Origin of the sequence: Rhodococcus sp. IEGM 1351 (assembly GCF_030056875.1) — a bacterium.
In the GTDB taxonomy this organism is placed as follows: domain Bacteria; phylum Actinomycetota; class Actinomycetes; order Mycobacteriales; family Mycobacteriaceae; genus Rhodococcus_F; species Rhodococcus_F opacus.
Map to the genome: position 1 here is coordinate 18535 of NZ_JASHKU010000032.1, position 25195 is coordinate 43729.

Below are 25195 nucleotides of genomic sequence, written 5' to 3' on the forward strand. Positions count from 1 at the left end.
TGTGACGTGCGTCGCAGGTTTGACCCCCGCGTGGTGAGCAACGCGCTTGCTCATTATTGTCTGAGTAGCGAATTTCGCGAACCGGGGAGTCAGCAAGGTTCAGGCCCATCCAGATCGAGGGTGGGCCAATTCACAGTAACGAAGCGGCGTGCAGGCCCGATTTCTGCTCGGATCGGGAAACATGGACGGGGGACAATCACTGTGAGTGAGTTCCCCCTGTCGAGAGCACAACAGGGAATCTGGTTCGCCCAGCAACTCGACCCTAGCGTTCCCCTCAACGTCGCCCAGTATGTGGAGATCCAGGGACACGTCGACGTGGGGTTCCTGGTGGACGCCACCGACCGTGCATGCCGCGAGCTCCAGTCACCCTGCGTCAGCCTCATCGACAACGGCGACGAGGTTCTGCAGGTAGTGGATGTCGAGATCGACGATGCCATCTCCTACCGAGACCTACGCGGCGTCGACAATGCAATCGCCGAGGCCCACCGCTGGATGACTGCGGAATGCTGCCGGCCGCTCGACGTGCTGAAAGACCGGCTGATCATGGCCAGCCTGCTGCACGTCGGCGACGACCATTACTTCTGGTTCTCCCGCGTCCACCACATCGTCATCGACGGCCACGGCGGCATGGTGCTCACCAACCGTGTGGCCGAGATCTACAGCCACCTCGTGAACGGCACCGAACCGCCGCCGTCCAAGGCGCTGAGCCTGCGCGAGCTGTACGACGCCGAAGACGCCTACCGATCCACGAGCCGGTTCGAGACGGACGGAAACTACTGGGCCGAGCGCATCGCCGGCCTGCCCGACCCCGCCCGGCTCACCGACCGGGAAGCGCCACCCGTCGCACCCTCACTTCTCCTCGGCGGCACCATCGCCGACGGCATTTCCCAGAGCATCGGCGACGTTGCCCGACGCTGGAATTCGTCCGACGTCCCCGTCGTCGTCGCCGCATTCGCCGCCTACCTCGCACGGATGACCGGCACCACCGACATCGTGCTGAGCCTGCCTGTGTCTGCCCGCACCACCGCGGCCACACGTCGTTCGGCGGGCATGGTGTCGAACATCGTGCCGCTGCGCGTGCAGGTGGACGGCGAGGTGAGCGGTGCGGAGCTCGTCCGACGGGTGCAGCTCGAGCTCACCGGGGCACTGCGGCACCAGCGCTACCGCTACGAAGACATGCGACGCGACCTCCCCGACGGCGGTGCGCGGCGCGGCGGCTTCGGCCCCACCGTGAACCTGATGATCTACCACCAGGAGATCGTGCTCGGAGACGTCGTCGGTGTCTTCCATCCACTCACCAGCGGTCCGGTGGACGACCTCGCCCTCAATCTTTACCCATCGGTAACTGGGCGGGGTACACGCATCGACTTCGAGGCCAACCCCACGCTCTACGAAGAACGCGAGCTGCACACTCGTTACCGCCGGTTCCTGGACTTCCTCGAGACGTTCGTCCGCGCGGAGGACGACACCCCGGTCGGGGCGCTGCGGATTCTCGATGAGGCCGAGCAATCGGAATTGGCGCCCTGCGCCGGCCCGCCCGCCGTCCCGCCGGCGACTCTGCCCGAATTGCTCGACGCCGGACTGCGTGACCCCGACGCAATCGCACTGCGGCATGCGGGTGCCGACCTTTCCTACGGACAGCTGGACGCATGGTCGAACCGGCTCGCCCATCGGCTGATCGAGCGCGGTATCGGCCCCGAAGACGTGGTGGCCGTGATGCTGCCGCGCTCACCCGAATCGGTGGTGGCACTGTGGGCCGTCGCGCGCTCGGGCGCCGCCTACCTGCCCGTCGACCCCGGCTACCCGGCAGAGCGGATCGCGTTCATGCTCGCCGATTCCGGGACCACGGTGGCATTCGCCGCGGACGCCTTGGTGGTGCCCGCCGGAATCGACTGGGTTGAGGTGACAGACCGGCCCGGCGACTCGTCACCCGTTGGCGACGCCGATCGTGTCCGCCCGCTGCGCATCGACCACCCCGCGTACGTGCTCTACACGTCCGGCTCCACCGGAACGCCCAAGGGTGTGACGGTGACGCACCGGGGCCTGGCTGGCCTTGCCCACGCGCGCGACGGACTCTACGACGTCGACGACTCCGCCCGCGTCGCGCACTTCGCCTCCCCGTCGTTCGACATCTCCCTGGACGAACTGCTGCTCGCGTTCACCGCCGGAGCCACGCTGGTGATCGTGCCGCCCGACGTCTTCGGGGGCGAGATTCTGACGGAGCTGTTGCGCACGGAGCGCGTGACGCACGCCATACTCACCCCCGCGGTCGTAGCCACCCTGGTGCCGTCGGACCTGCCCGACCTCCGAGTCCTCGACGTCGGCGGCGAGGCTCTGACCGGCGCACTGGTCGAGGCGTGGGCCCCCGGCCGCGTCATGGTCAACGGCTACGGGCCCACCGAGGCCACCGTCACCACCCTGTTCAGCCCACCGCTGATACCGGGAGAGCCGGTCACGATCGGCCGTCCCGTGCCGGGCACCGACGCACTCGTGCTCGATACCCGACTCCGTCCGGTCCCGGTCGGCGTGGTCGGGGAGTTGTATCTGGCGGGGGAGAGCGTCGCGCGGGGATATCACCGGCGCACCCGGCTGACAGCCGAGCGATTCGTCGCCTACCCGCACGGCGCCGGGTCGCGGATGTACCGCACCGGTGACCGAGTGCGGTGGACCCCCGACCACCTGCTCGAGTTCGTCGGCCGCACCGACACCCAGGTGAAGATCCGCGGCTTCCGGGTGGAACTCGGCGAGATCGACGCCGTGCTCACCACCGCGCCCGGCGTCGACCATGCCGTCACCGTGGTGCACGGTGGCGGAATATCCTCGGGCACAGTGGTGTCGTACGTCAGCGGCGCGACCGACCCATCCGCAGTGCTCGATTTCGCCACCGCCCGGCTGCCGCACTACATGGTGCCGGCCTCGGTGACCGTGCTCGAGCAGATGCCGCTCACCCCCAGCGGCAAGATCGACCGCGCACACCTCCCCGAACCGGTCGTGTCACCGTCCCGTGCGCCGCACGGCGAGGTCGAAGAACTCGTGGCCGCGGTGATCGCCGAGATTCTCGGACTGCACTCCGTCGGAGCCGACGCCGACTTCTTCGCGATGGGCGGAAATTCGCTGTCCGCCACGCAGGTCGCTGCCCGACTCTCGGCCCGGGGACACGCGGTAGGGGTGCGCGACATCTTCGAGGCACCCACCATCGCGCTGCTGGCCGCCAGGGTCGGCGCTTCGCATTTGCGCGTGGACACACCGCCGCTGCGGCCTGCCGACTCGGACGGGGGCGCAGCACCACTCGCGCCGGCGCAGCAGCGACTGTGGCTCCTGGCGCAGGCCGCGCCTGAATCGCCCGCCTACAACGTGCCGTTCGTCGTCGAACTCGACGGTGAGCTGGATGCGTCGAGTCTGGCTGCGGCGGTGCACGACGTCCTCGACCGGCACGTCCTGCTGCGCACCGTCTACCCCGACACCGACAACGGTCCCGTGCAGGTGGTCACTCCTGCCGTCGTGAATCTGACACCCATTCCGCTCGTGCCCGAGGCACTCGACGCCGCCGTGGCCGAACTGGCGGGCCGCGGCTTCGACGTGACCACCGAGACGTCGGTGCGCATCCGTCTCTACCAGCTCGCCCCCACCCGCCACGCCCTCGTCGTGATCGCCCATCACATCGCGATGGACGGTTTGTCGTTCGCGCCGCTCACCCGTGACGTGATCACCGCCTACGAGGCACGTCGCTCCGGCACCGCGCCGGGCTGGCCCGAGCTCGACGTGCAGTACACCGACTACGCCCGATGGCATCGCGACATCGTGGAGGCCGCCGCCCCCGGCGACATCGACTACTGGACCACCCAACTCGATGGTGCGCCCGAGTTGCTGCCGCTGCCCACCGACCGCCCGCGTCCCACGGCAGGGTTGCACCCGGCAGGGGCAGTACCGCTGGCGTTCGACGCCGCCCTGCACCGGTCGGTGGAAGAATTCGCGCGGACGCATGATTCGACGCCCTTCATGGTGGTGCACGCCGCGCTGGCAGTCACATTGAGCGCGCTGGCGGGCACCGACGACATCGCCATCGGGACCGCGGTATCGGGGCGCACCCATCCCTCGCTCGACGCGCTGGTCGGCATGTTCGTGAGCAATGTCGTGCTCCGCACCCGGGTATCCGCGCATCAGACCTTTGCCGACGTGCTGTCGGACGTTCGCCGCACCGACCTGGACGCCTTCGCACATTCCGAGACACCGTTCGACCAGGTGGCCGATGCCGTGACGGGTGGGGTGTCGGCGCCGCATCATCCGCTGTTCCAGGTCGCCCTGGCATTCGAGAACGCCGCCACCGAACCCGAACTGACCCTGGGCGATCTCACGGTGCGCCCGTACGCCGTCCCCGCTCCGGTCGCACGTTTCGATCTGGAACTGGCATTGGCCGAAAGGCATTCACCGGACCGTTCTGCGGCCGGGTTGCTCGGTGCCGTCACGTACTCCCGCGCACTGTTCGACGACACCACCGTGCGCCGCTGGACGCGACTGCTCGAACGGGTGCTGCGAGCCATGGTCGCGCGCCCCGACAGCCCAGTGCGGACGGTGGACCTGCTCGACCCCGCCGACCGGGCCGCACTGATCCCGCAACACGGACCCGCCGCCGCACCGGCCGTCACCCTGCCCGCGCTGCTGGACGGCACCGGCATCGCAGTCGTGAGCGATTCCGTCGAGCTCACCCCCGCGGAACTCGACGATCGGGCCAACCGGCTGGCACACCAACTGATCGAGCGCGGCCTCGGACCCGGCGACGTGGTGGCCGTGCAACTGCCGCGGTCCGTCGAGTGGGTGACTGCGCTGTGGGCGGTCACCCGCACCGGTGCGGCGTTCGTGCCCATCGATCCCACCTACCCCGAATCGCGTGTGGCGCACATACTCGCCGACTCCGGGGCGCGCGCTGTACTCACCGACAGCGACATGCAGCACCTCGGCGACAACCCGTCCCCGGTCGCCGACGCCGACCGGGTGCGCCCGCTGTGGGTGGACGATCCCGCGTACGTCATCTACACCTCCGGGTCGACCGGAACTCCCAAGGGTGTCGTCGTCACCCATCGCGGACTGTCGAGTCACGCTGCGGCTCTCCGGAAGTCCTACGCCGTGGACAGCGGCTCGCGGGTACTGGCGTTCGCGTCGCCGAGCGTCGACGCCTCCGTCCACGAAGTGCTGTCGGCGTGCGGCGCGACTCTGGTCCTCGCGCCCACCGACGTCTACGGCGGCGACGAGCTGACGGAACTCCTGCAGCGTGAGCGCATCACCCACTGGACCACCACCCCGGCCGTCCTCGCTCTCACCAAGCCCGACGGTCTCGACCGCCTGCGTGTCGTCGCCGTGGCCGGGGACGTGTGCCCGCCGGAACTGGTGTCGCGGTGGGCGCCCGGCCACACCTTGCTCAACCTGTACGGGCCCACCGAGGCCACCATCTGGGCCACCGGCACCGGACCACTGGCCGCGGATGACCCGGTAACCATCGGCAGTCCCATCGACGGCATGTCGGTGCTGGTGCTCGACGCGGCGCTGCGTCCGGTCCCCGTCGGCGTCGTGGGGGAGCTGTACCTGGCCGGACCGGGCCTCGCCCGCGGATACGTCGGCAGACCCGGGTGGACGGCGGAACGCTTCGTCGCCAATCCGCATGCGGGCGGTCGCATGTACCGCACCGGGGACCTCGTCCGCTGGACCGCCTCGCACCACCTCGAATTCGCCGGACGCGCAGACGATCAGGTGAAGATCCGCGGCTACCGCGTAGAACTCGGCGAGATCGATGCGGTCCTGGGGGCGGCACCCGGAGTCGACACGGCGGTCACGATCGCGCGCGGCGGCACCCTGCACTCCTACGTCCACGGAACCGACGTGGATACCGACGTCGTGCTCGCCTTCGCGACGCAGCACCTGCCCCGGCACCTGATTCCCGCATCCGTGACCGCCCTCGGGAGCCTGCCGCTGACGCGTGGCGGGAAAGTCGACCGGGCGGCGTTGCCCGAACCCGTGATCCGGGCGACATCGAGCCGGGAAGCGCGCACCGCGACGCAGGAACTGGTGGCCGCCGCCTTCGCGACCGAAATCGGGACCCCGGACATCGGTCTCGACGAGAGCTTCTTCGACCTCGGCGGAAACTCGCTGGGAGCGACACGTCTCGCCGCCCGAGTGGGATCGGTGTTGGGACGCCGGGTCTCCGTGCGCGACATCTTCGACCACCCCACCGTGGCCGAACTGGCCGCCCACGTGACGGGGGCCGCCGATCGCCCGGCGCTCGGCCGCCGCGAGACGTCGGGACCGGTGCCCCTGTCGGTTCAACAGCAGGGACTGTGGCTGGTCAACCAGCGCGACCCCGCCGCCGATCCGTACGCCATGGGATTCGAGGTGGACCTCGACGGCACCCTGGACGTGGAGGCTCTGCGGGCCGCTGTCCGGGATGTGCAACACCGGCATCGGCTGCTGCGCACGGTGTTCCCCTCGCTGGATGAGCAGGTGGTGCTCGAGGAGGCGGATTGCGTTCTGGAAGGCGTCACCGGCTCCGGAATCGACCTCACTCGTGAGGTTCCGATTCGGGTGACCCTGTCGCAGCGTGCCCGCGACCGACACACAGTTGCCATCCTGCTGCACCACATCGCCGTCGACGGACCGTCCCTGCGGCCGCTGCTGCGCGACCTTGCCGTCGCCTACTCCGCGCGCACCGCCGGCCGCGTTCCCGACTGGGCGCCGCTGCCCGTGGAGTACTCGAGCTACGTGCTGTGGCAGCGAGAAGTACTCGGAGACGCGGAAGACCCCGACAGCCTCGCCGCCCGTCAACTGGGCTATTGGGCAGAGGCATTGGACGAGGTCCCGGCGGTGTTGCCGTTGCCGCTGGACCGACCGCGACCCGCCGGCGCGCTCACGCTGGGACACACAACGTTCGCTGTGGGCGCCGAACAGCACCGTGCGCTGGTCCGGTTGGCGCGCGAGCACGGCGTGACCCCGTTCATGGTGCTGCACGCAGCGGTCGCCGTCCTGCTGCGTGCCCTCACCGGCACCGACGACGTCGTCGTCGGCACTTCCACTGGTGGTCGCGCGGATCCGGCACTCGACGATCTGGTTGGCATGTTCGTCGGCACCCTGGCGCTGCGCACCCCGATCGACCCCGCCGCGAGCTTCGCGGATCTCCTCGAGACGGTGCGGGCAGCGGACCTCGGGGCGTTCGAGCATGCCGACGTGCCCTTCGAGCAGGTCGTGCGACAGCAGGGCACGGAATCCGGCCAGCTCGAACACCCGCTGTTCCAGGTGATGTTGGCGTACGAGAACTTCGGTGCAGCCGAGGTGGCACTGCCGGGTCTGGCAGCCCGGGTACGGGACGTCCAGACCCACGCTCGACCGTTCGACCTGGACCTGACCGTACGCGAGCGACGCTCGGACGACGGCACCCCCGACGGACTGCACGCGGACGTGAATTTCCCGGGCGAACTCTTCGATACCGAGACGATCGACCGGTGGATGGCGTTGCTCCAGCGAGTACTCCTCGCCGCAACATCGGATCCGTCGGTGACTGTCGGGAATCTGGACCTACTCGATCCGGACGAGTGCGCCGCACTGGTACCGCGCGTCGGGCCGATCGCCATACCGTCCGCGCCTCTGCCCGAACTCTTTGACGGTATGCACGACGGGGTGGCCGTGCGGTGCGCCGGCGTCGAGGTCACCTACCGCGAGTTGGATGCCCGGGCCAACAGGTTGGCCCGGCGGCTGATCGCGCGCGGGATCGGGCCCGAGGATCTGGTGGCCCTGATGCTGCCGCGGTCCATCGAGTCGATCGTCTCCGTATGGGCCGTCACGCGCAGCGGCGCCGCATTCCTTCCCGTGGACCCGGAATATCCGCCGGAGCGGATCGCATACATGCTCCACGACTCCGGTGCCACGGTGGCACTTGCCGCCGACGCGTCGCACGTGCCCGACGGTATCGTGTGGATCGACGTCGCCGACGGCCCGGGTGACGCGGCCGCGGTGACCGACGGTGACCGCGTGCGGCCGCTGCGGGTCGACCATCCGGCCTACGTGCTCTACACCTCCGGCTCCACCGGAATGCCCAAGGGCGTGGTGGTTACTCACCGCGGGCTGGCCCCGCTCGCCGACGCGAACGCGACGCTGGGACTCCTCGATTCGGAGGCGTGCGTGGCGCACGTCGCGTCGCCGTCGTTCGACCTCTCCATCAACGAGATGCTGCTAGCGTTCACCGCCGGCGCCACCCTGGTGATCGTGCCGCCCGGGGTGCTCGCCGGCGACGAACTGGCCGGTGTGCTGCGCCGCGAACGCGTCACCCACGTGATGGTGACACCGAGTGTGCTGGCGTCACTGGAGCCGTCGTCGGTACCGGACCTGCGGATGATCGACCTGGCCGGCGAAGACCTGCCGTGGGAACTCGCTCAGCGATGGACCCCCGGACGCATCGTCGTCAACGGGTACGGGCCGACCGAAACCACCATCGTCAATTTCATGAGCGCACCCCTCACCCCGGGCGGTCCGCTGACCATCGGCGGCCCCATCGAGGGAACCGAAGTGCTGGTACTGGATTCGCGGCTGCGCCCGGTTCCGGTCGGTGTGACCGGTGAGGTGTACCTGGCGGGGGAGAGCCTCGGACGGGGCTACCACGACAGGCCGGGGCTGACGGCGGAACGGTTCATCGCGTACCCGTCCGGCAACGGCACTCGGATGTACCGATCCGGCGACCTGGCCCGGTGGACGCCGTCGCACGAACTGGTGATCGTGGGGCGCGCCGACAATCAGGTGAAGATCCGCGGTTTCCGGGTGGAGCTCGGCGAGGTCGATGCCGCACTGCGCGCGGCACCGGGCGTCGAGAGCGCGGTGACGCTGGTGCACGGCACCACCCTGGCGTCGTACGTGACCGGATCGGTGGAACCGGCTGCAGTGCAAGCATTCACGGCCGACAAGCTGCCCCACTACATGGTGCCCGGTTCGGTGACGGTCCTGGACGCGATGCCGCTGACCGCCAACGGCAAGGTGGATCGGGCCGCGCTGCCCGACCCCGGATCGACCGTGGTGCGGTCACGGAAGCCGCGCGGCGCCACCGAAGAGGTCGTGGCCCGGGTGATCGCGGACGTGCTCGGCCTGCCGTTCATCGATGCCGAGACGGATTTCTTCGCGGCCGGCGCCAGTTCCCTGACCGCCACCACCCTGGCGTCGCGGGTCGGGTATGCGCTCGACCGGCAGGTGAGTGTGCGCGACGTCTTCGAGGCTCCCACCGTGGCGGCGTTGACATCCAGGCTGCTCCGCAGCCCGTGCGTGCGCGAGGAGTCTCTGCACTCGTCGACCACGCACGGGCGCGAAGCGCCTCTCGCACCGGCGCAGGACCGGTTGTGGCTGCTCGACCGGATGACCCCCGGCTCCGCCGACTACGTCGTCCCGTTCGCGGTGGACCTGAGCGGCGCCGTCGACGTGGACGCGCTGGCCGCGGCCGTGCGGGACGTGGTGGACCGCCACGAGCCGCTGCGTACGGTGTTCCGGGAGACCGGGACCGAGACCGGAGCGGTGCAACGGGTATCTGAGGTGGCATTCGATCTGAGCCCGGTTCCGGTCGACGAGCACGGACTCGGCGAGGCGATCGCCGCACTGACAGCCGAGGGGTTCGACCTCACACGGGATACGCCGATTCGCGTCCGGCTCTTCGACCGCGGGACCCACGGCTACACCGTGGTCGCCGCCGCCCATCACATCGTCTTCGACGGACTCTCGGTGGCTCCGCTCACCCGCGACCTGATGGCCGCGTACCGCGCGCGCCGGGAGGGCAACGCCCCCGGTTGGGACGCCCTACCGGTCCGGTACGGCGACTACGCCCGATGGCACCGGGGGATCGTGGAGGAGGGCGCTGACCGAGACCTCGCGTTCTGGAAGAGCACCCTCGACGGACTGCCGGAGCGGCTGCCGCTACCCACCGACCGGCCGCGCCCGGCGACGGCGACCACCCCGGATCACGTCCCGTTCACGGTGGACGCGAGTACCCACCGTGCCGTGGAGGAACTGGCCAGACGATGCAGCGCTACCCCGTTCATGGTGGTGCACAGTGCCCTGGCCGCCACCCTGGCCGTCCTCAGCGGAGCCGACGACATCGCCGTCGGCACGCCGGTGTCCGGTCGCGGAGATCCCGTCCTGGACGATCTGGTGGGCATGTTCGTCGGCACCGTCGTTCTGCGTACCCGGGTGGATCCGAGGATCCCGTTCGCCGACCTGGTCTCCTCCACCCGCGTCGCGGATCTGGCGGCATTCGCGCACAGCGAGCAACCGTTCGACCGGGTCGTCGACGCCGTCGCGCCGACTCGCTCCGCCACGCATCACCCGCTGTTCCAGGTGATGCTCGCCTACCAGAACTTCACCGAAGCCGAGATTCGATTCGACGACGTCACCGTACGCAGTCGCGACACCCCGAGCAGCGTCAGCCGCTACGACCTGGAGATCGAGATTCGGGAACGGCACGCCGAGGACGGCGCCGCAGCCGGACTCGACGGCGTGATCGCCTATCCGACCGAACTGTTCGACCGTGTCACCATCGTCCGGTGGTCGCGACTGCTGCAGCGGTTGCTTCAGTCGGCAGTAGCGGACCCGTCGGTGGCCGTCGGCGATCTCGACGTGCTCGAGCCGTCCGAGGATGCTGACCTGGTCCCCGCGCGCGGGGAGGTGGCACTCTCGCCGATCACCCTTCCTGAGCTTCTCCGTGGCAACTCCACACACGTTGCGGTGCGGTGCGGCGAGGACGAGCTGACCTATCGTGAGCTGAACGAGCGAGCGAACCGGCTGGCGCGCAAGCTGATCGGACTGGGCATCGGACCCGAGGACGCGGTGGCGCTGATGCTGCCGCGCTCGATCGACTCGGTGACCGCGGTGTGGGCCGTTGCCCGTAGCGGTGCCGCGTCGCTGCCGATCGACCTGGACCATCCGGCCGAACGCACCGCCCGCATCCTCACCGCCGCTGGAGTGCGCGTCGCGATCGCACACGACGCCGAGCTCGTTCCCGACGGCCTCGTGTGGATCGATGCGCGCGAGAGGCAGGGGGATTCGGCACCGATCGGCGACGGCGAGCGCGTCCTGCCGCTCTCGGCGGATCACCCCGCGTACGTGGTCTTCACGTCCGGGTCGACAGGCGAACCCAAGGGCGTCGTGGTAACTCACCGCGGCTTCGCGAACCACGCCGCCGAGGTCCGTGCCCGCTACCGAGTGGGGCCCGACTCCCGCGTCCTGCACTTCGCGGCCCCCAGCTTCGACGGCGCCTTCCACGAAATTCTGGTGGCCGCTATCGGCGGCGCCACCCTGGTGATCGCCCCACCGGGCGTGGTGGGCGGAGACGAGTTGAGGGACCTGCTCCTCCGCGAACGCGTCACCCACTGGACCACCACCCCCTCGGTTCCCGCGCTGATGGACCCGAAAGGCCTGGACTCGCTCGAGTTCCTGGCCGTGGTGGGGGAGGCGTGCCCGCCGGAAGTGTTGGAGCGATGGGCCTGGAACCGGACTGTCGTGGACCTGTACGGACCCACCGAACACACCGTGTGGGCCACCGGAAGCAGCGAGTTGCAGTCCGGCGACCCGATCACCATCGGCCGTCCGATCCGCGGTGCGTCCGCGGTGGTGCTCGACGCCCGGCTTCGGCCGGTGCCGGTGGGTGTCATCGGTGAGCTGTACCTGTCGGGTCCGGCGCTGGCCCGCGGCTACCTCGGTGCGCCCGATATGACGGCGGAACGATTCGTCGCGAACCCGTACGGATACGGTCGTATGTATCGGTCCGGCGACCTGGTGCGCTGGACCGCAGACCACACCCTCGAGTTCGTCGGTCGCGCCGACAGCCAACTCAAGATCCGTGGATTCCGTGTGGAACTCGGCGAGATCGACGCGGTGCTGTGGTCGGCGCCCGGAGTCGACACCGCCGTCACCGTGCTGCACGACAACGTCCTCGCCGCGTACGTCCACGGCACCGTCGAGCTCGACCCCGCAGCATTGCGGGGGTACGTGGCGGAGCGTCTGCCGCACTACATGGTGCCCGCGACTGTGACCGTGCTGGACGCCGTGCCGCTCACGGTGAACGGCAAGGTGAACCGTCACGCCCTGCCCGCACCCGAACTTCCGGCGGCGACCCGGCCCCCGCGGACCCCCGTCGAGCAAACTGTCGCGGACGCAGTGGCAGCTGTCCTCGGGATCCCCGACATCAGCGCCGACGCGGATTTCTTTGCTCTCGGCGGAAATTCGCTGTCAGCGACCCGGGTTGTCTCGCACCTGTCAGCGATGTCCGGACTGCGTATCGGTGTGCGTGACCTGTTCGACCGCCCCACCGTTGCCGCGCTCGCCGCCCTGATCGAGGAGGGCGGTGACCAGCGTCCACCGCTCGTCGCCGAGCACGCCGACCAGCCGGCGCCGCTCGCCTACGCGCAGCAACGGCTGTGGTTGCTCAACCGGGTCGACCCCCAGTCTCCCGCCTACAACGTGCCGTTCGCCGTCGACCTCGACGGTGACCTGGACGTCACTGCATTGACTGCCGCCCTGCACGACGTGGTCTCCCGCCACACCGTGCTGCGCACCGTCTTCCCCGACACCGAGACCGGACCCGTCCAGAAGGTCGTGCCCGCCGCCGTCGACCTCACGCCCACCGGGCACGAGACCGCCTTCGCCGTCCGCGGATTCGATCTCACCACCGAGCCACCGCTGCGCGCCGCTCTGTTCGAGGTCGCGCCGTACCGCCACACCCTCGCAGTGGTGCTGCACCACATCGCCGTCGACGGCCTGTCATTCGGGCCGCTGATCCGGGACGTGGCTATCGCCTATCACGCGAGGACATCCGGCCGTGTTCCCGACTGGGCACCGCTTCCCGTCGCCTACACCGACTACGCCCGGTGGCAGCGCAGCCTCCTCGGCGACGCCGCCGACCCTGACAGTCGTATGCGACGCGAACTCGACTACTGGACATCCGCACTCGCCGGACTGCCCACCCTGCTGCCGCTGCCCACCGACCGGCCACGACCCGGCACCGATCGGCTGACCGCCCGGCACCTCCCGTTCTCGGTTCCCGCCGAGTTGCACCGACGCCTGGAAACAGTGGCTCGGCAGCAGAACGCGACGCCCTTCATGGTGCTGCACGCCGCACTCGCCGTCCTGCTGTCCAAGCTGACCGGTGCCGACGACCTCGCCATCGGCACACCCACGTCGGGGCGCATCGACCCGGCGCTCGACGACGTGGTCGGCATGTTCGTCGGCACCGTGGCCCTGCGCAGCCGGATCGACCCACGTGCTGGGTTCGACGCCCTACTCGCCGCCGTTCGCGAAACCGACCTCGCCGCGTTCGCCCATTCCGAGGTGCCGTTCGACCTGGTCGTGGATGCGGTCGCGCCTACCCGCTCGGTCGGGCATCACCCGTTGTTCCAGGTGATGCTGGCGTACGACAACTTCGGGTCTCTTCCGGCTGCGACGATGTCGGGGCTGGATGTGCGCGGCCGTGACCTGGGCACCGGCACCAGCCGGTTCGACCTCGAGGTATCGATAAGAGAACAGCGCGGCGAAGATGGTGAACCGGTCGGTCTCGACGGCGTATTCGTCTATCCGGCAGAGCTGTTCGATTCCGAGACGGTCGAGGGGTGGGCGGAGCGTCTGCTGCGGGTGCTGCGGGCGATAGCTACCGATGTGCAGGTGCCCGTGGGGTCGATCGACGTCCTCAGCGAGTCCGAACGCAACGCGAGTGTTTCGGGTGTCGACGGCGCGCTATGGGAAGCGTCATCGTTGGCAGAACTGTTCGAGCACCGCGCCGCCGAGAATCCCGACGCGGCGGCGATCACGTTCGGTGACACCACGGTGACCTACGGCGACCTGGATCACCGCTCAGCGGAGATGGCCGAGGGCCTACGGGCAACCGGCGTGGGAGCCGAAGACCTGGTTGCCCTCGTGCTGCCTCGCTCGGTCGATCTGGTGGTGGCGATGCTCGCGGTGATCCGCGCCGGTGCCGCATACCTGCCCATCGACGTCGACTACCCCGCCGAACGCATCCGCTACCTGCTCGACGACGCTGCGCCGGCGGTTGTGATCTCCGAGATGCCGCAGGTGAGTGGCACGGTGTCCACGCGTGCGCCTCGCCGCTCACCTGGGGGAGCGGCGTACGTGATCTACACGTCGGGCTCCACCGGGCAGCCGAAGGGCGTGACGGTCACCCACGCCAACGTACTGTCGCTGCTCGCGAACACACGCGAGGACTTCGGCTTCGGCCCGGGCGACGTGTGGACGATGTTCCACTCACACACCTTCGACTTCTCGGTCTGGGAGATGTGGGGCGCCCTCACCACCGGCGGACGACTCGTACTGGTCGACCACTACCTCGCCCGCTCACCCCACGAATTCGCCGATCTGCTGGTACGCGAAGGCGTCACCGTCCTCAACCAGACGCCGTCCGCCTTCGGGCAACTCGTCGAGCACCTCGACAGCTCCTCGCTCCGGCTGCTGATTTTCGGCGGTGAGGCACTCGACCACACGCTCGTGGCATCATGGCTCGGCCACCACCCGAACGTGCGCGCGGTCAACATGTTCGGCATCACCGAGACCACCGTGCACGTCACACGACACGACCTGAAGTCGGGAGATGAGCGCCGGTCGGTGGGCAGGGCGCTGCCGGGACTGCGGACCTACGTTCTGGATGCGTCGCTGCATCCCGTGCCCCCGGGGACGGTCGGCGAACTGTACGTCTCCGGCGCACAGGTCGCGCGCGGCTACATGGGACGCCCCGCGCTCACCGCGGAACGGTTCGTCGCCGACCCCTTCACCCCCGGCACCCGCATGTACCGGACGGGAGATCTCGCCCGATACCGCTCGAACGGTGAACTCGACCACCTGGGCCGCGCCGACACCCAGGTGGCGGTGCGCGGCTACCGCATCGAGCCCGGAGAGATCGAGGCGACACTTCTGCGGCGCCCCGACGTCGAGCACGCCGCAGTGATGCTGCGGGGCAGCGCCGTCGGCGACCAGCTGGTGGCCTACGTGGTGAGCGCAACGGACCCGCGCACACTCCTCGGCTACCTGCGGTCTGTGTTACCCGGGTACCTCGTACCGGGCGCGGTGGTGCCCGTCCCGACCTTCCCGCTGACCCCCAACGGGAAATTGGACCGGCACACGCTGCCCGAACCGACCGTCCTCGCTGCAGACTCCCATGCACCCCACGGGCCGATCGAGGAAGTGGTCGCAGGTGTATTCGCCGAGCTTCTCGGCGGCATCGAGGTCGGCGCCCGGCAGAGCTTCTTCGACCTGGGCGGCAACTCGTTGATCGCCACCCGGGTGGCCGCCCGGCTCAGCGCCGTCTTCGACACGGACGTGACGGTCCGCGACCTCTTCGAGGTACCCACCGTCGCCGAACTGGCGACGCGGGTGGAGGAGCGGGCCGGGGACGGCCGCCGCCGACCGCCGCTGGTGCCAGCCTCCCTCGGTGAGCAGCTTCCGCTCTCGCCGGCGCAGGAACGGATGTGGATCCTCAACCAGTTCGACACGGGCGCAGCTGGATACAACATTCCGCTCATCGTCCGACTCGACGGCGACCTCGACGTGGAGGCGCTGGCCGCGGCGGCCCGCGACGTCGTGCAACGTCACCGCACCCTGCGCACCGTGTACCCACGGACCGCCGACGGTGTGCGGCAGGTGGTGCTCGACGCCCACGAGATCCCGCTGGACCTCACTGCGATCGCCATTCCCGACGACGCCGTCGACGCCCACGTCCGGGCACTCACCGGTGACGGTTTCGACGTGGCCGCAGAACCGCCGCTGCGGGCGCGCCTCTACCGGACCGCCGCAACCACCCACGTGCTCACCCTGGTGGTCCACCACATCGCCGCCGACGCATGGTCGCTGACCCCGCTGATCAGGGACACCCTGGAGGCGTATCAGGCCCGGCTGAGTGGCGTCGGACCCCAATGGTCCTCGCTGCCCGTGCAATACAGCGACTACAGCATCTGGCAGCGTCGGATGCTGGCCGAGGACAGCGCGAACCTCGAGAACGCACTGTCGAACTACTGGTCGACTGCCCTGGCGGGGCTGCCCGAACAGGTGACGCTCCCGCCCGACCGTGCCCGCCCCGCCATCCCGTCGGGGGAGGGCGCCGCCCACTCGGTGGTGGTGGACGCCGCGCTGCACGAATCACTGACCGCGCTGGCGCGCACCTACCGGGCTACGACGTTCATGGTGTTGCACGCCGCACTCGCGGCGCTGCTGTCTCGGTACAGCGGCAGCCCGGATGTGCCCATCGGCACCGCCGTAGCCGGCCGCACCGACCCGCAACTCGACGACGTAGTCGGCATGTTCGCCAGCACCCTGGTGTTGCGGGCAACCGTCGACCCGACCGCCAGCTTCGCCGAACTGCTCGCCCAGGTACACGAACGTGACATCGCGGCCTACACCCACGCCGACATGCCGTTCGAGACGCTGGTGGAGTTGCTCAACCCGCCGCGATCGGCATCGCAGCACCCGCTGTTCCAGGTGGCACTGTCGATGCAGCGACACCGCCCCGGACACCTCAGCCTGCCCGGGCTGACCGTGACCCCGGTGATCCCCGACGTCGAGCACGCGAACTTCGATCTGCAGCTCACCGTCGCCGAGTCCGGCCCCGGTGAGCCGATGGCACTCCACTTCGGCTACAACGCGGAACTCTACGACCACGCCACCGTCGTCGAGTTCGCAGCGCAGCTGGTGCGGTTTCTCGAGGCTGTCACAGCCGACCCCGACAGCTCCGTGGGCGATGTGGACCTGCTGAGCGCGCGCGAGCGTTCCGTCCTGGTTCCCGCAACCGGACCCCGCACACCGGGTGCGCTGACGTTGCGGGGCATGATCACTCGCGGCGCCCAGGTGGCGCCGAATGCCGTGGCGGTCCGCGACTCCGGCACGCAACTGACGTACCGGGAACTCGACGCCCGCTCCGACGTCATCGCGCGCGAACTGCTCGAATCGGGTGTGCGGCCGGGTGAGGCCGTCGTCTGGTCGGCGCCTCGTTCGACCGAGTCGGTGGCGAGGTTGTGGGCGATCGCGAAAGCAGGCGCAGCGCCCGTCCTGATAGACCCGGCTCTGCCCGCAGCGCGGGTGGCCGTGATGAGGGGTATCGCCGACAGCCTGCCGCGGGCGACCGGCACGGCGTATGTGGTGTTCACGTCCGGCACCACCGGCACACCCAAAGCCGTGGTGGTGACAGACTCCGGCCTAGGCGCGCTGGACGCGGACGTCGCGTCGCGCTTCGGCGCCGCACCGGGATCGCGCGTGCTGCACCGCGCCGCCGCCGGGTTCGACATGACCCTGCTCGAGGTACTGATCGCAGGGGCATCCGGGGCCACACTCGTGATTGCCTCCGACACCGAGTTCGCCGGCCCCGCACTGGGTGAGCTGCTTCGCCGCGAACGGATCACCCACGCCTGTGTCACCCCCACCGTTCTCGCGACCGTCGGCGACTTCGCACTGCCCGACCTGGAAGTACTGATGGTGGGCGGCGAGCGGCTCGGAGCCGAACTGGTCGACCGTTGGGCCCCTGAACGCCGGCTGATCAACGGCTACGGCCCCGCCGAGTCGACGATGTACACCATCGCGACTCGTCCGCTGTCGTCCGGAGCGCCGGTGACCATCGGCACACCCATCCCGGGCGTTGCCGCCCTCGTGCTCGACGAGCGGCTACGCCCCGTGCCGGTGGGCGTGCCCGGCGAGCTGTACCTGTCGGGCGGTGCGCTGGCCCGCGGCTACGCCGGACAACCCGGGCTGACGGCGGAACGCTTCGTCGCCGGCCCGGACGGCACACGCTTGTACCGCACAGGTGACCTGGTGCGCTGGCGAGGCGGTGACGAACTGGAGTACATGGGCCGCAACGACAGCCAAGTCAAGATCCGAGGAGTCCGCGTCGAACCGGGTGAGATCGACGCCGCCATCGCCCGCGTCGCCGACGTCGACTTCGCGGCCACGATCGTCCGCCCCACACCCACCGGCTCCGACTCACTCGTCTCGTACGTGTTGCCGCGGCACACAGGCTTCGACGCGGACGGACTACGGCGTCGCCTGGCCGAACTGCTGCCGTCGTACCTGGTACCGACGGCCGTCGTGGTGCTCGATTCGCCGCCGCAGACGATCAACGGCAAGCTCGATCTGCGATCCCTGCCCACGCCCGAACTCGCTGCGGGCGAACACGAACCGCCCGCCACGGATACCGAACGTGCCGTGGCCGCGGTCTTCGCCGAGGTCCTCGAACTGCCCGAGGCCGGTCGCGGAGCGCACTTCTTCGATGCGGGCGGCAACTCGCTGCTGGCCACACAGCTGACAGCCCGGCTTTCCGAGGTGATGGGCCACCCGGTCCCGTTGCGCAGCCTCTTTACGCACCCCACGATCGCGGAACTTGCCACCGTACTCGATGGTGCCGTCCGCGAACCGGACCTGCGGCCCGCGCTCGTCTCGCAATCGCGTCCGGATCGAATTCCATTGTCGCGCAGTCAGTACCGGATGTTGGTGCTCAACCGCCGCGACCCGTCGTCCGCGGCCTACAACCAGCCCGCGACACTCCGCCTGGACGGGCCACTCGACGTGCTCGCGTTGTCGGCGGCGCTCACGGACGTCGTTGCCCGCCACGAAGTACTGCGCACCCAGTACCCCGCCGCGGCGGGGGAACTGCCCCACCAGCAGATCCTCCCGGCCGGCGAGCTGGACCTCACGCCCCAGGACACGCACCCGGAGTCGGTGGAATCCGTGGTGGCCGCATTCGCGTCCGAGGGGTTCGACCTCACCTGCGAAATGCCCCTGCGGGTCCGGTTGCTGCAGATCGGTCCCGATTCGCACGTGTTGGCCGTGGTGCTCCACCACATCGCCGCCGACGGCTGGTCGCTCACCCCTCTGGTGACCGACGTACTCACCGCCTACGACGCTCGTCGCGCCGGAGACACACCCGACTGGGCGCCGTTGTCCATACACTTCGCCGACTACGCGCTCTGGGAGCAGGAACTGCTCCGCAGCGAGTACTCGGCGCGCGGTGTCGAGCACTGGCGGCGCGCGCTCGACGGTGCCGAGTCGGGTGCCGCACTCATCCCGGATAGGCGACCGAGCATCGATGTATCGGACGGCGCCGCCGGGGTGGTGAGCTTCCGGATCCCCGGCGCGGTCCAGCGAGCGGTGCACCGGTTGGCTCACGACCACCGCGCCACGCCGTTCATGGTGCTGCACGCGGCACTGTCGGTGCTGCTGTCGCGGCTCGGTGCGCAGCGCGACGTCACCGTTGCCACCGCGGTGGCCGGCCGGGGCGACCGTACCCTCGACCCGCTGGTCGGAATGTTCGTCAACACTCTCGCTCTGCGGGCGCAGGTCCAGCCGGACATGCCGTTCGCAGGACTGCTGGCCCAGGTGCGCGACTTCGACGTGGATGCGTTCGAGCACGCCGACGTGCCCTTCGAATCGATCGCCGACCTGCTCGGGGGACGCACACCGCAGGTCGCACTTGCAGTGGAGAACCTCGACCTTCCTGCCGTCGACGTGGCCGGCCTTCGCGTAGAAGTCCGGGAAGTCGACACCCGCACAGCGAAATTCGACCTCCACGTGACGGTCCGCGAACACTGGGACGGCGAGAAACCCGGCGGTATGGACGGGGCCGTCGCCTACGCCGCCGACCTGTTCGACCGCGGTACCGCAGCCTCACTGGCGACCCTCCTGGGCCAGGTGCTGGACGCTGTCACACTCGATCCGCAAGTGATGGTGGGGGAGATCGCCCTGGCTCCGGCACCTCCGCTCACCGGTGGGCCCGCCGACGACATCCGCACCCTCACCGACATCCTCCTGTCCACCGCTGCCGTGCACCCCGACCGTCCGGCTCTCACCGACGGCACCCGGACACTCACCTACCGCGAACTGGCCGCGGCGTCGGAACTCCGGGCCGGTCAGCTTCGCGCCGAGGGCGCCGGACCCGGAACGGTCGTGGAAATCTGCATGCCGCGCTCGATCGACTTCGTGATCGAACTCTGGGCCGTGACCCGGACCGGGGCCACCTTCCTGCCGCTCGACCCGACCCACCCCGGCGAACGCCGGGACGCGATGGTGACGCAGGCGCAGGGGTCGGCGCAACCGTCGGTGGCGTACATCATCTACACGTCCGGATCGACCGGCACCCCGAAGGGCGTGGCCGTCACCCACCGCGGACTGGGTTCCCTCGCCGACGAGGCCGTCCGCAGGTACCGAGTGCACCCCGAGGCGCGGGTACTGCACGGCTACAACCCCACCTTCGACGCAGCGCTGCTCGAGATGCTGCTGGCCTTCCGGTCGGGTGCCTGCCTCGTGGTCGCACCCCCTGACGTCTACGGCGGCGCCGAGCTGCAACATCTGCTCACCGCTCAGGGCGTGACGCATTACCTCTCCACACCCTCCGTCTTGGCGACCCTCGAACCGCGGGAACTGGACGCCCTCCAGGTCGTCGCCGTGGGCGGCGAGCCTTTGAGCCTGGAACAGGCCGCAGCGTGGAGCGAGGGGCGGCTGATGCTGAACGCCTACGGGCCCACCGAGTCCACAGTGGTGGCCACCCTGGCAGAGGTGGGCGCCGACGTCACCATCGGCACACCCGTCCCCGGCACGACGGCGGCTGTCCTGGACGACCGGCTTCGTCCGGTACCGCTCGGGGGCGTCGGCGAACTGTACTTGGAGGGACTGGGACTGGCCCTCGGCTACGTCGCGGACCCAGCGCTGACGGCCGCGAACTTCGTTGCCGGACACGCCGGCATCCGCCGTTACCGCACCGGCGACGTGGTGCACCGCCGCGTCGACGGCACACTGTCGTACGTCGGACGCGCCGATCGTCAAGTGAAGGTGCGCGGCATGCGCATCGAGCCCGCCGAGGTGGAGGCCGCCCTGCTGGTGCAGCCCGGTGTCACCCAGGCAGTGGTGTTGCTGCACCACGGTCGGCTGGTCGCCTTCGTCACGGGGGCGGCTGTGGATCCCGAACCGCTCCGCGCGCAATTGATCAGACAACTCCCGGCACACCTGGTGCCGGAGAGCATCATGATTCGCGACAGCCTTCCGCTCACCTCCAACGGCAAACTCGACGTGCGGGCGCTGGAAGCGAGCGACGTCGAGATCGACACCGACTCGCCGGCGCCACTGCGGACCATGACCGGGGAACTGGTTGCAGGGGTGTTCGCTACAGTGCTCGGCGGCGTGAGCGTCGGTGCCCACAGCAACTTCTTCGACATCGGCGGCGACTCCCTGTCTGCGACCGCGGTGACAGGCCGGCTGTCGGCGGCATTCCGCGTGGACGTACCCGTCAGAACGCTGTTCGAACATCCCACCGCCGCCGGGATGGCCGGGTGGCTCGACGAGCGGCACACGGTCGCGACACGCATTCCACTGGCGCCACGGGACCCGGCCGCCCGGATTCCGCTGTCGCCGGCGCAGCAACGGATGTGGCTGCTGCACCGCGTCGATCCGAGCGCTTCGATGCACCATCTCGTGTTCGTGCATCGTCTCGGCGACGACATCGACCTGGGCGCACTGTGGCACGCACTCACCGACGTGGTGCAGCGGCATGCCGTGCTGCGCACAGTCTTTCCCATGGACGACAGCGGACCACACCAGGTGATCGTCCCCGTGAACATCGACCTGCGTCCCGTCCACGGCGCCGACGTGTCCGCCGAGGTCGCGGAATTCGTGCGGCGACCCTTTGACCTGGAGTCGGAAACCTCGCTACGCGTGCAACTGTGGGCCGAAGCCGACGGCGACCACGTGCTCGCCGCCGTCGTGCATCACATTGCGCTGGACGGTGGCTCCATGGAGCGGTTGGCCACCGACCTCGAAGCTGCCTACACCGCTCGCTGCGGAGGACGCGAACCACAATGGGAGCCGCTTCCCGTCGATTACGCGGATTACAGCGTGTGGCTGCGCGGGGTCCTCGGCGACCCCGCGGACCCCGACAGCGTCGCCCATGCCCAGCTCGACTACTGGACCAGGGTGCTCGACGGCGTCGACGCCCCGATCGCGTTGCCCACGGACCGTCCGCGGCCCGCCCAACCGAGCCACGAAGGCGCCACCGTCGAGTGGACCCTGGACGCCGAAGTGCGTCAACGGTTGTCCGACGTCGCCCGCAGTCAGGGCGCCACGGTGTTCATGGTGCTGCACGCGGCGCTTGCCGTTCTGCTGTCGCGCGAAGGTGGGCACCCGGACGTCGTGATAGGGACCGCCGTTGCCGGACGACCCGACCCGGCACTCGACGCGCTGGTGGGGATGTTCGTCGGCACCGTCGCCTTGCGCACCGAAGTGAACTCTGCTGCAACCTTTGCCGCGCTCCTCCAGCAGGTGCGTTCGGCTGACCTCGACGCGTTCGCCCACGCCGACGTGCCGTTCGACGACGTGGTCGCGCGCATGGCACCCCGCCGCTCTACCTCGTACAACCCGCTGTTCCAGGTGGTGCTCGCGTACCAGCACGCAGCGCAGCAGCCGGGCGGTCTGCCCGGAACCGAGGCGGTCGGAGCCACTACTGCCACCGCAGAATTCGACCTGGTGTGGGATTTCACGGAATCGTCGGGGGAGCTGACGCTGCGGCTGTTGTATGCCACGGACCTGTTCGACGACTCCACCGCCCGGGCGCTGGCACAGCGCTTCGATCGTATCCTCGGCGCAGCCCTGACCGATCCGTCCGCGGTGGTCGGCGACATCGACATCCTCGAGGCGGGCGAACGTGCGGCCCTCGTCAGTGGCCCCGCACGGAACTATCAGCCGAAGACCCTCGCCGAGATCTTCGAGACACAGGTCCGCGCCACCCCGCACGCCGTCGCCGTAGAGGACGACGGAGCGCAGTGGACATACGAAGAACTGGACGACGTGGCGGAGCGGTGGGCCCGGGCGCTCTCGGACCGTGGCGTCGAACCCGAGGATGTGGTCGCGGTCGCCACCGGTCGTGGCCGGCACTGGGTGGCCGCCGTGTGGGCTGTGGCGAAAGCAGGCGCGGTCTGGCTGTCGCTGGACCCGACGCATCCCACCGAGCGTCTGGAATGGATGCTCGCCAACTCCGGTGCCGTGGTGGGGCTGACCGTGCCCGAGCGCATCTCCGAGCTCCCGTCCACAATCCCTTGGATCCCACCCGTGAGTACTTATCAACCACCCGCGGTTAAGAAGTACTCACAGGTGGAGGGCGCCGCGTATGTGATCTACACATCCGGCACCACCGGAACGCCGAAGGGCGTCGTGGTGCCGCATCGCGGTCTGGTGAATGTGGTTGCCGCGCAGGCGCCGGTGCTCGACATCGACGGCGCCGTGCGGGTTCTCCAGCTGGCCTCCCCGACCTTCGACGCCTCACTGTTCGAAATGCTGTACGCGCTGTCATCCGGCGGCAGCCTGGTGATCGCCCCCGACTTCACTTATGCCGGCGATCAGTTGGCCGACGTGGTGCGCCGGGAGCGCATCACCCATCTCGTCGCGACGCCCACCGTGCTGGCCACTCTCGATGCCGACAGCCTGGGTGACGAAGGGCCCCGGACCGTGGTGTCGGTCGGCGAACGCCTACCGTCGGCATTGGCGACGACCTGGGCGTCGCGTCATCGGCTCTTCAATGCCTACGGTCCCACGGAATTCACAATCCTGGCGTCGGTCGCAGGACCGCTCACACCGGCCGGCGTCGATGACGGCGTCGACATCGGGGACGTGATCGACGCTGCCGCCGCCCTCGTGCTCGACTCCAGGCTGCATCCGGTGCCCGACGGCGTGACCGGTGAGCTCTACCTGTCCGGAAGCAGCGTCGCCCGTGGCTACCTCGGGCGGCGTGGTCTCACCGCAACGCAGTTCGTCCCCAACCCGTATGGGAAACCTGGAGACCGGATGTACCGCACCGGAGACCTGGTGCGCCGCAATGCACACGGTGCTCTGGACTATCTGGGACGCAATGACGCTCAGGTGCAGCTGCACGGCATCCGCGTCGAACCTGCCGAGGTGGACGTCGCATTGGCCCGGCACTCCGACGTCAGGTTCGTGATCACCACGCCGGTCGTGGCTCCCGGTGGACAGCTCGTCCTCGTCTCCTACGTGGTGATGGAGCCCGACTCCACGCTCACCGCCCGCACTGTGCGCGAATTCGCCCGCGCGGTTCTGCCCCGACATCTGGTGCCGTCCGCCGTCGTCGTGCTGGACAGCCTGCCGGTTCTACCGTCGGGCAAAGTCGACCGATCCGCGCTTCCCGAGCCGGAATTCGATTCGGACACGACAGGGACGACACCGCCGTCCGGATATCTGGAGACAGTGGTCGCCGACGTAATGGCCAATGTCATCGGAGTGGTTTTCATCGGCACGGATCAAGATTTCTTCGCGCTGGGCGGCACCTCCATGGGCGCGGTGGCGGCGGCCGATGAACTGCGCACGAGGCTGGGCCGGGACGTGCCCCTGCAATGGCTCTTCACCGACCCCACCGCCGCGCGACTCGCCAAGCGCATCGAATCCGGTACGTCGGCGTCCGACGATCCGTTCGCCGCTGTGGTGCGCCTCGGCGGAGAGGGCGACGGTCCGCCACTGTTCTGCATCCACCCTGCGGCGGGAATCGCGTGGTGTTACACGGGCCTCGCAGAGCATCTCCCCGGACGTGTGTTGTACGGAGTGCAGGCAACCGGTGACACGGACTTGCCCTCGTCAATCGCCGAGCTGGCCGCTCGCCACATCGACGCCATCCGCACGGTGCAGCCGACCGGCCCGTACCACCTGCTGGGCTGGTCGCTGGGCGGCACTGTGGCACAGGAGATGGCCGTGCAACTACACGAAGCGGGCCACGAAGTGGCCACCCTCGCGATGCTCGATACCCTGCTGCCGGAACACCGCGCGGCGCTCGTGAACCTCGGCGACAACCGGCCCGAGCTGGACCTTCCGGCCGAGCTCGGAGCAGCGGTGCCGGCCGATCGTGTGCGGTCGCTGGGCGAGCTCCTCATCCGTCTCGAGCAGATCGCGTCGACACATCAGCCCCGGCACTTCGGCGGCGACGCCGTGTTCTTCACGGCCGCATATGATCTCGATCATCATCCGGAACTCGTTCCGGACTGGCGGCGACACTTCGGCGGTGACGTCACCGAACACCGCATCGATGCTGTGCACGCAGACATGGTCGGGCGTGTACCGGTGGCTGTGATCGGCCGAAGACTGCGTGGATCGGGAGGCCACTCCGGACCGTGAAGCAGCTGCCGCCCCTGACCGCGGCCATCACTAAGAT

The 25195-nt window shown here is 69.2% G+C and carries 1 protein-coding gene; it reads left to right on the forward strand.

What is annotated here, in order from left to right; genetic code table 11:
• The first annotated feature begins 201 nt into the window (after window positions 1-201).
• Entirely contained in the window at window positions 202-25158 is a 24957-nt protein-coding gene (locus QM806_RS35670; protein ID WP_283294519.1) for a non-ribosomal peptide synthase/polyketide synthase, read from the forward strand.
• The last annotated feature ends 37 nt before the right edge of the window (window positions 25159-25195 follow it).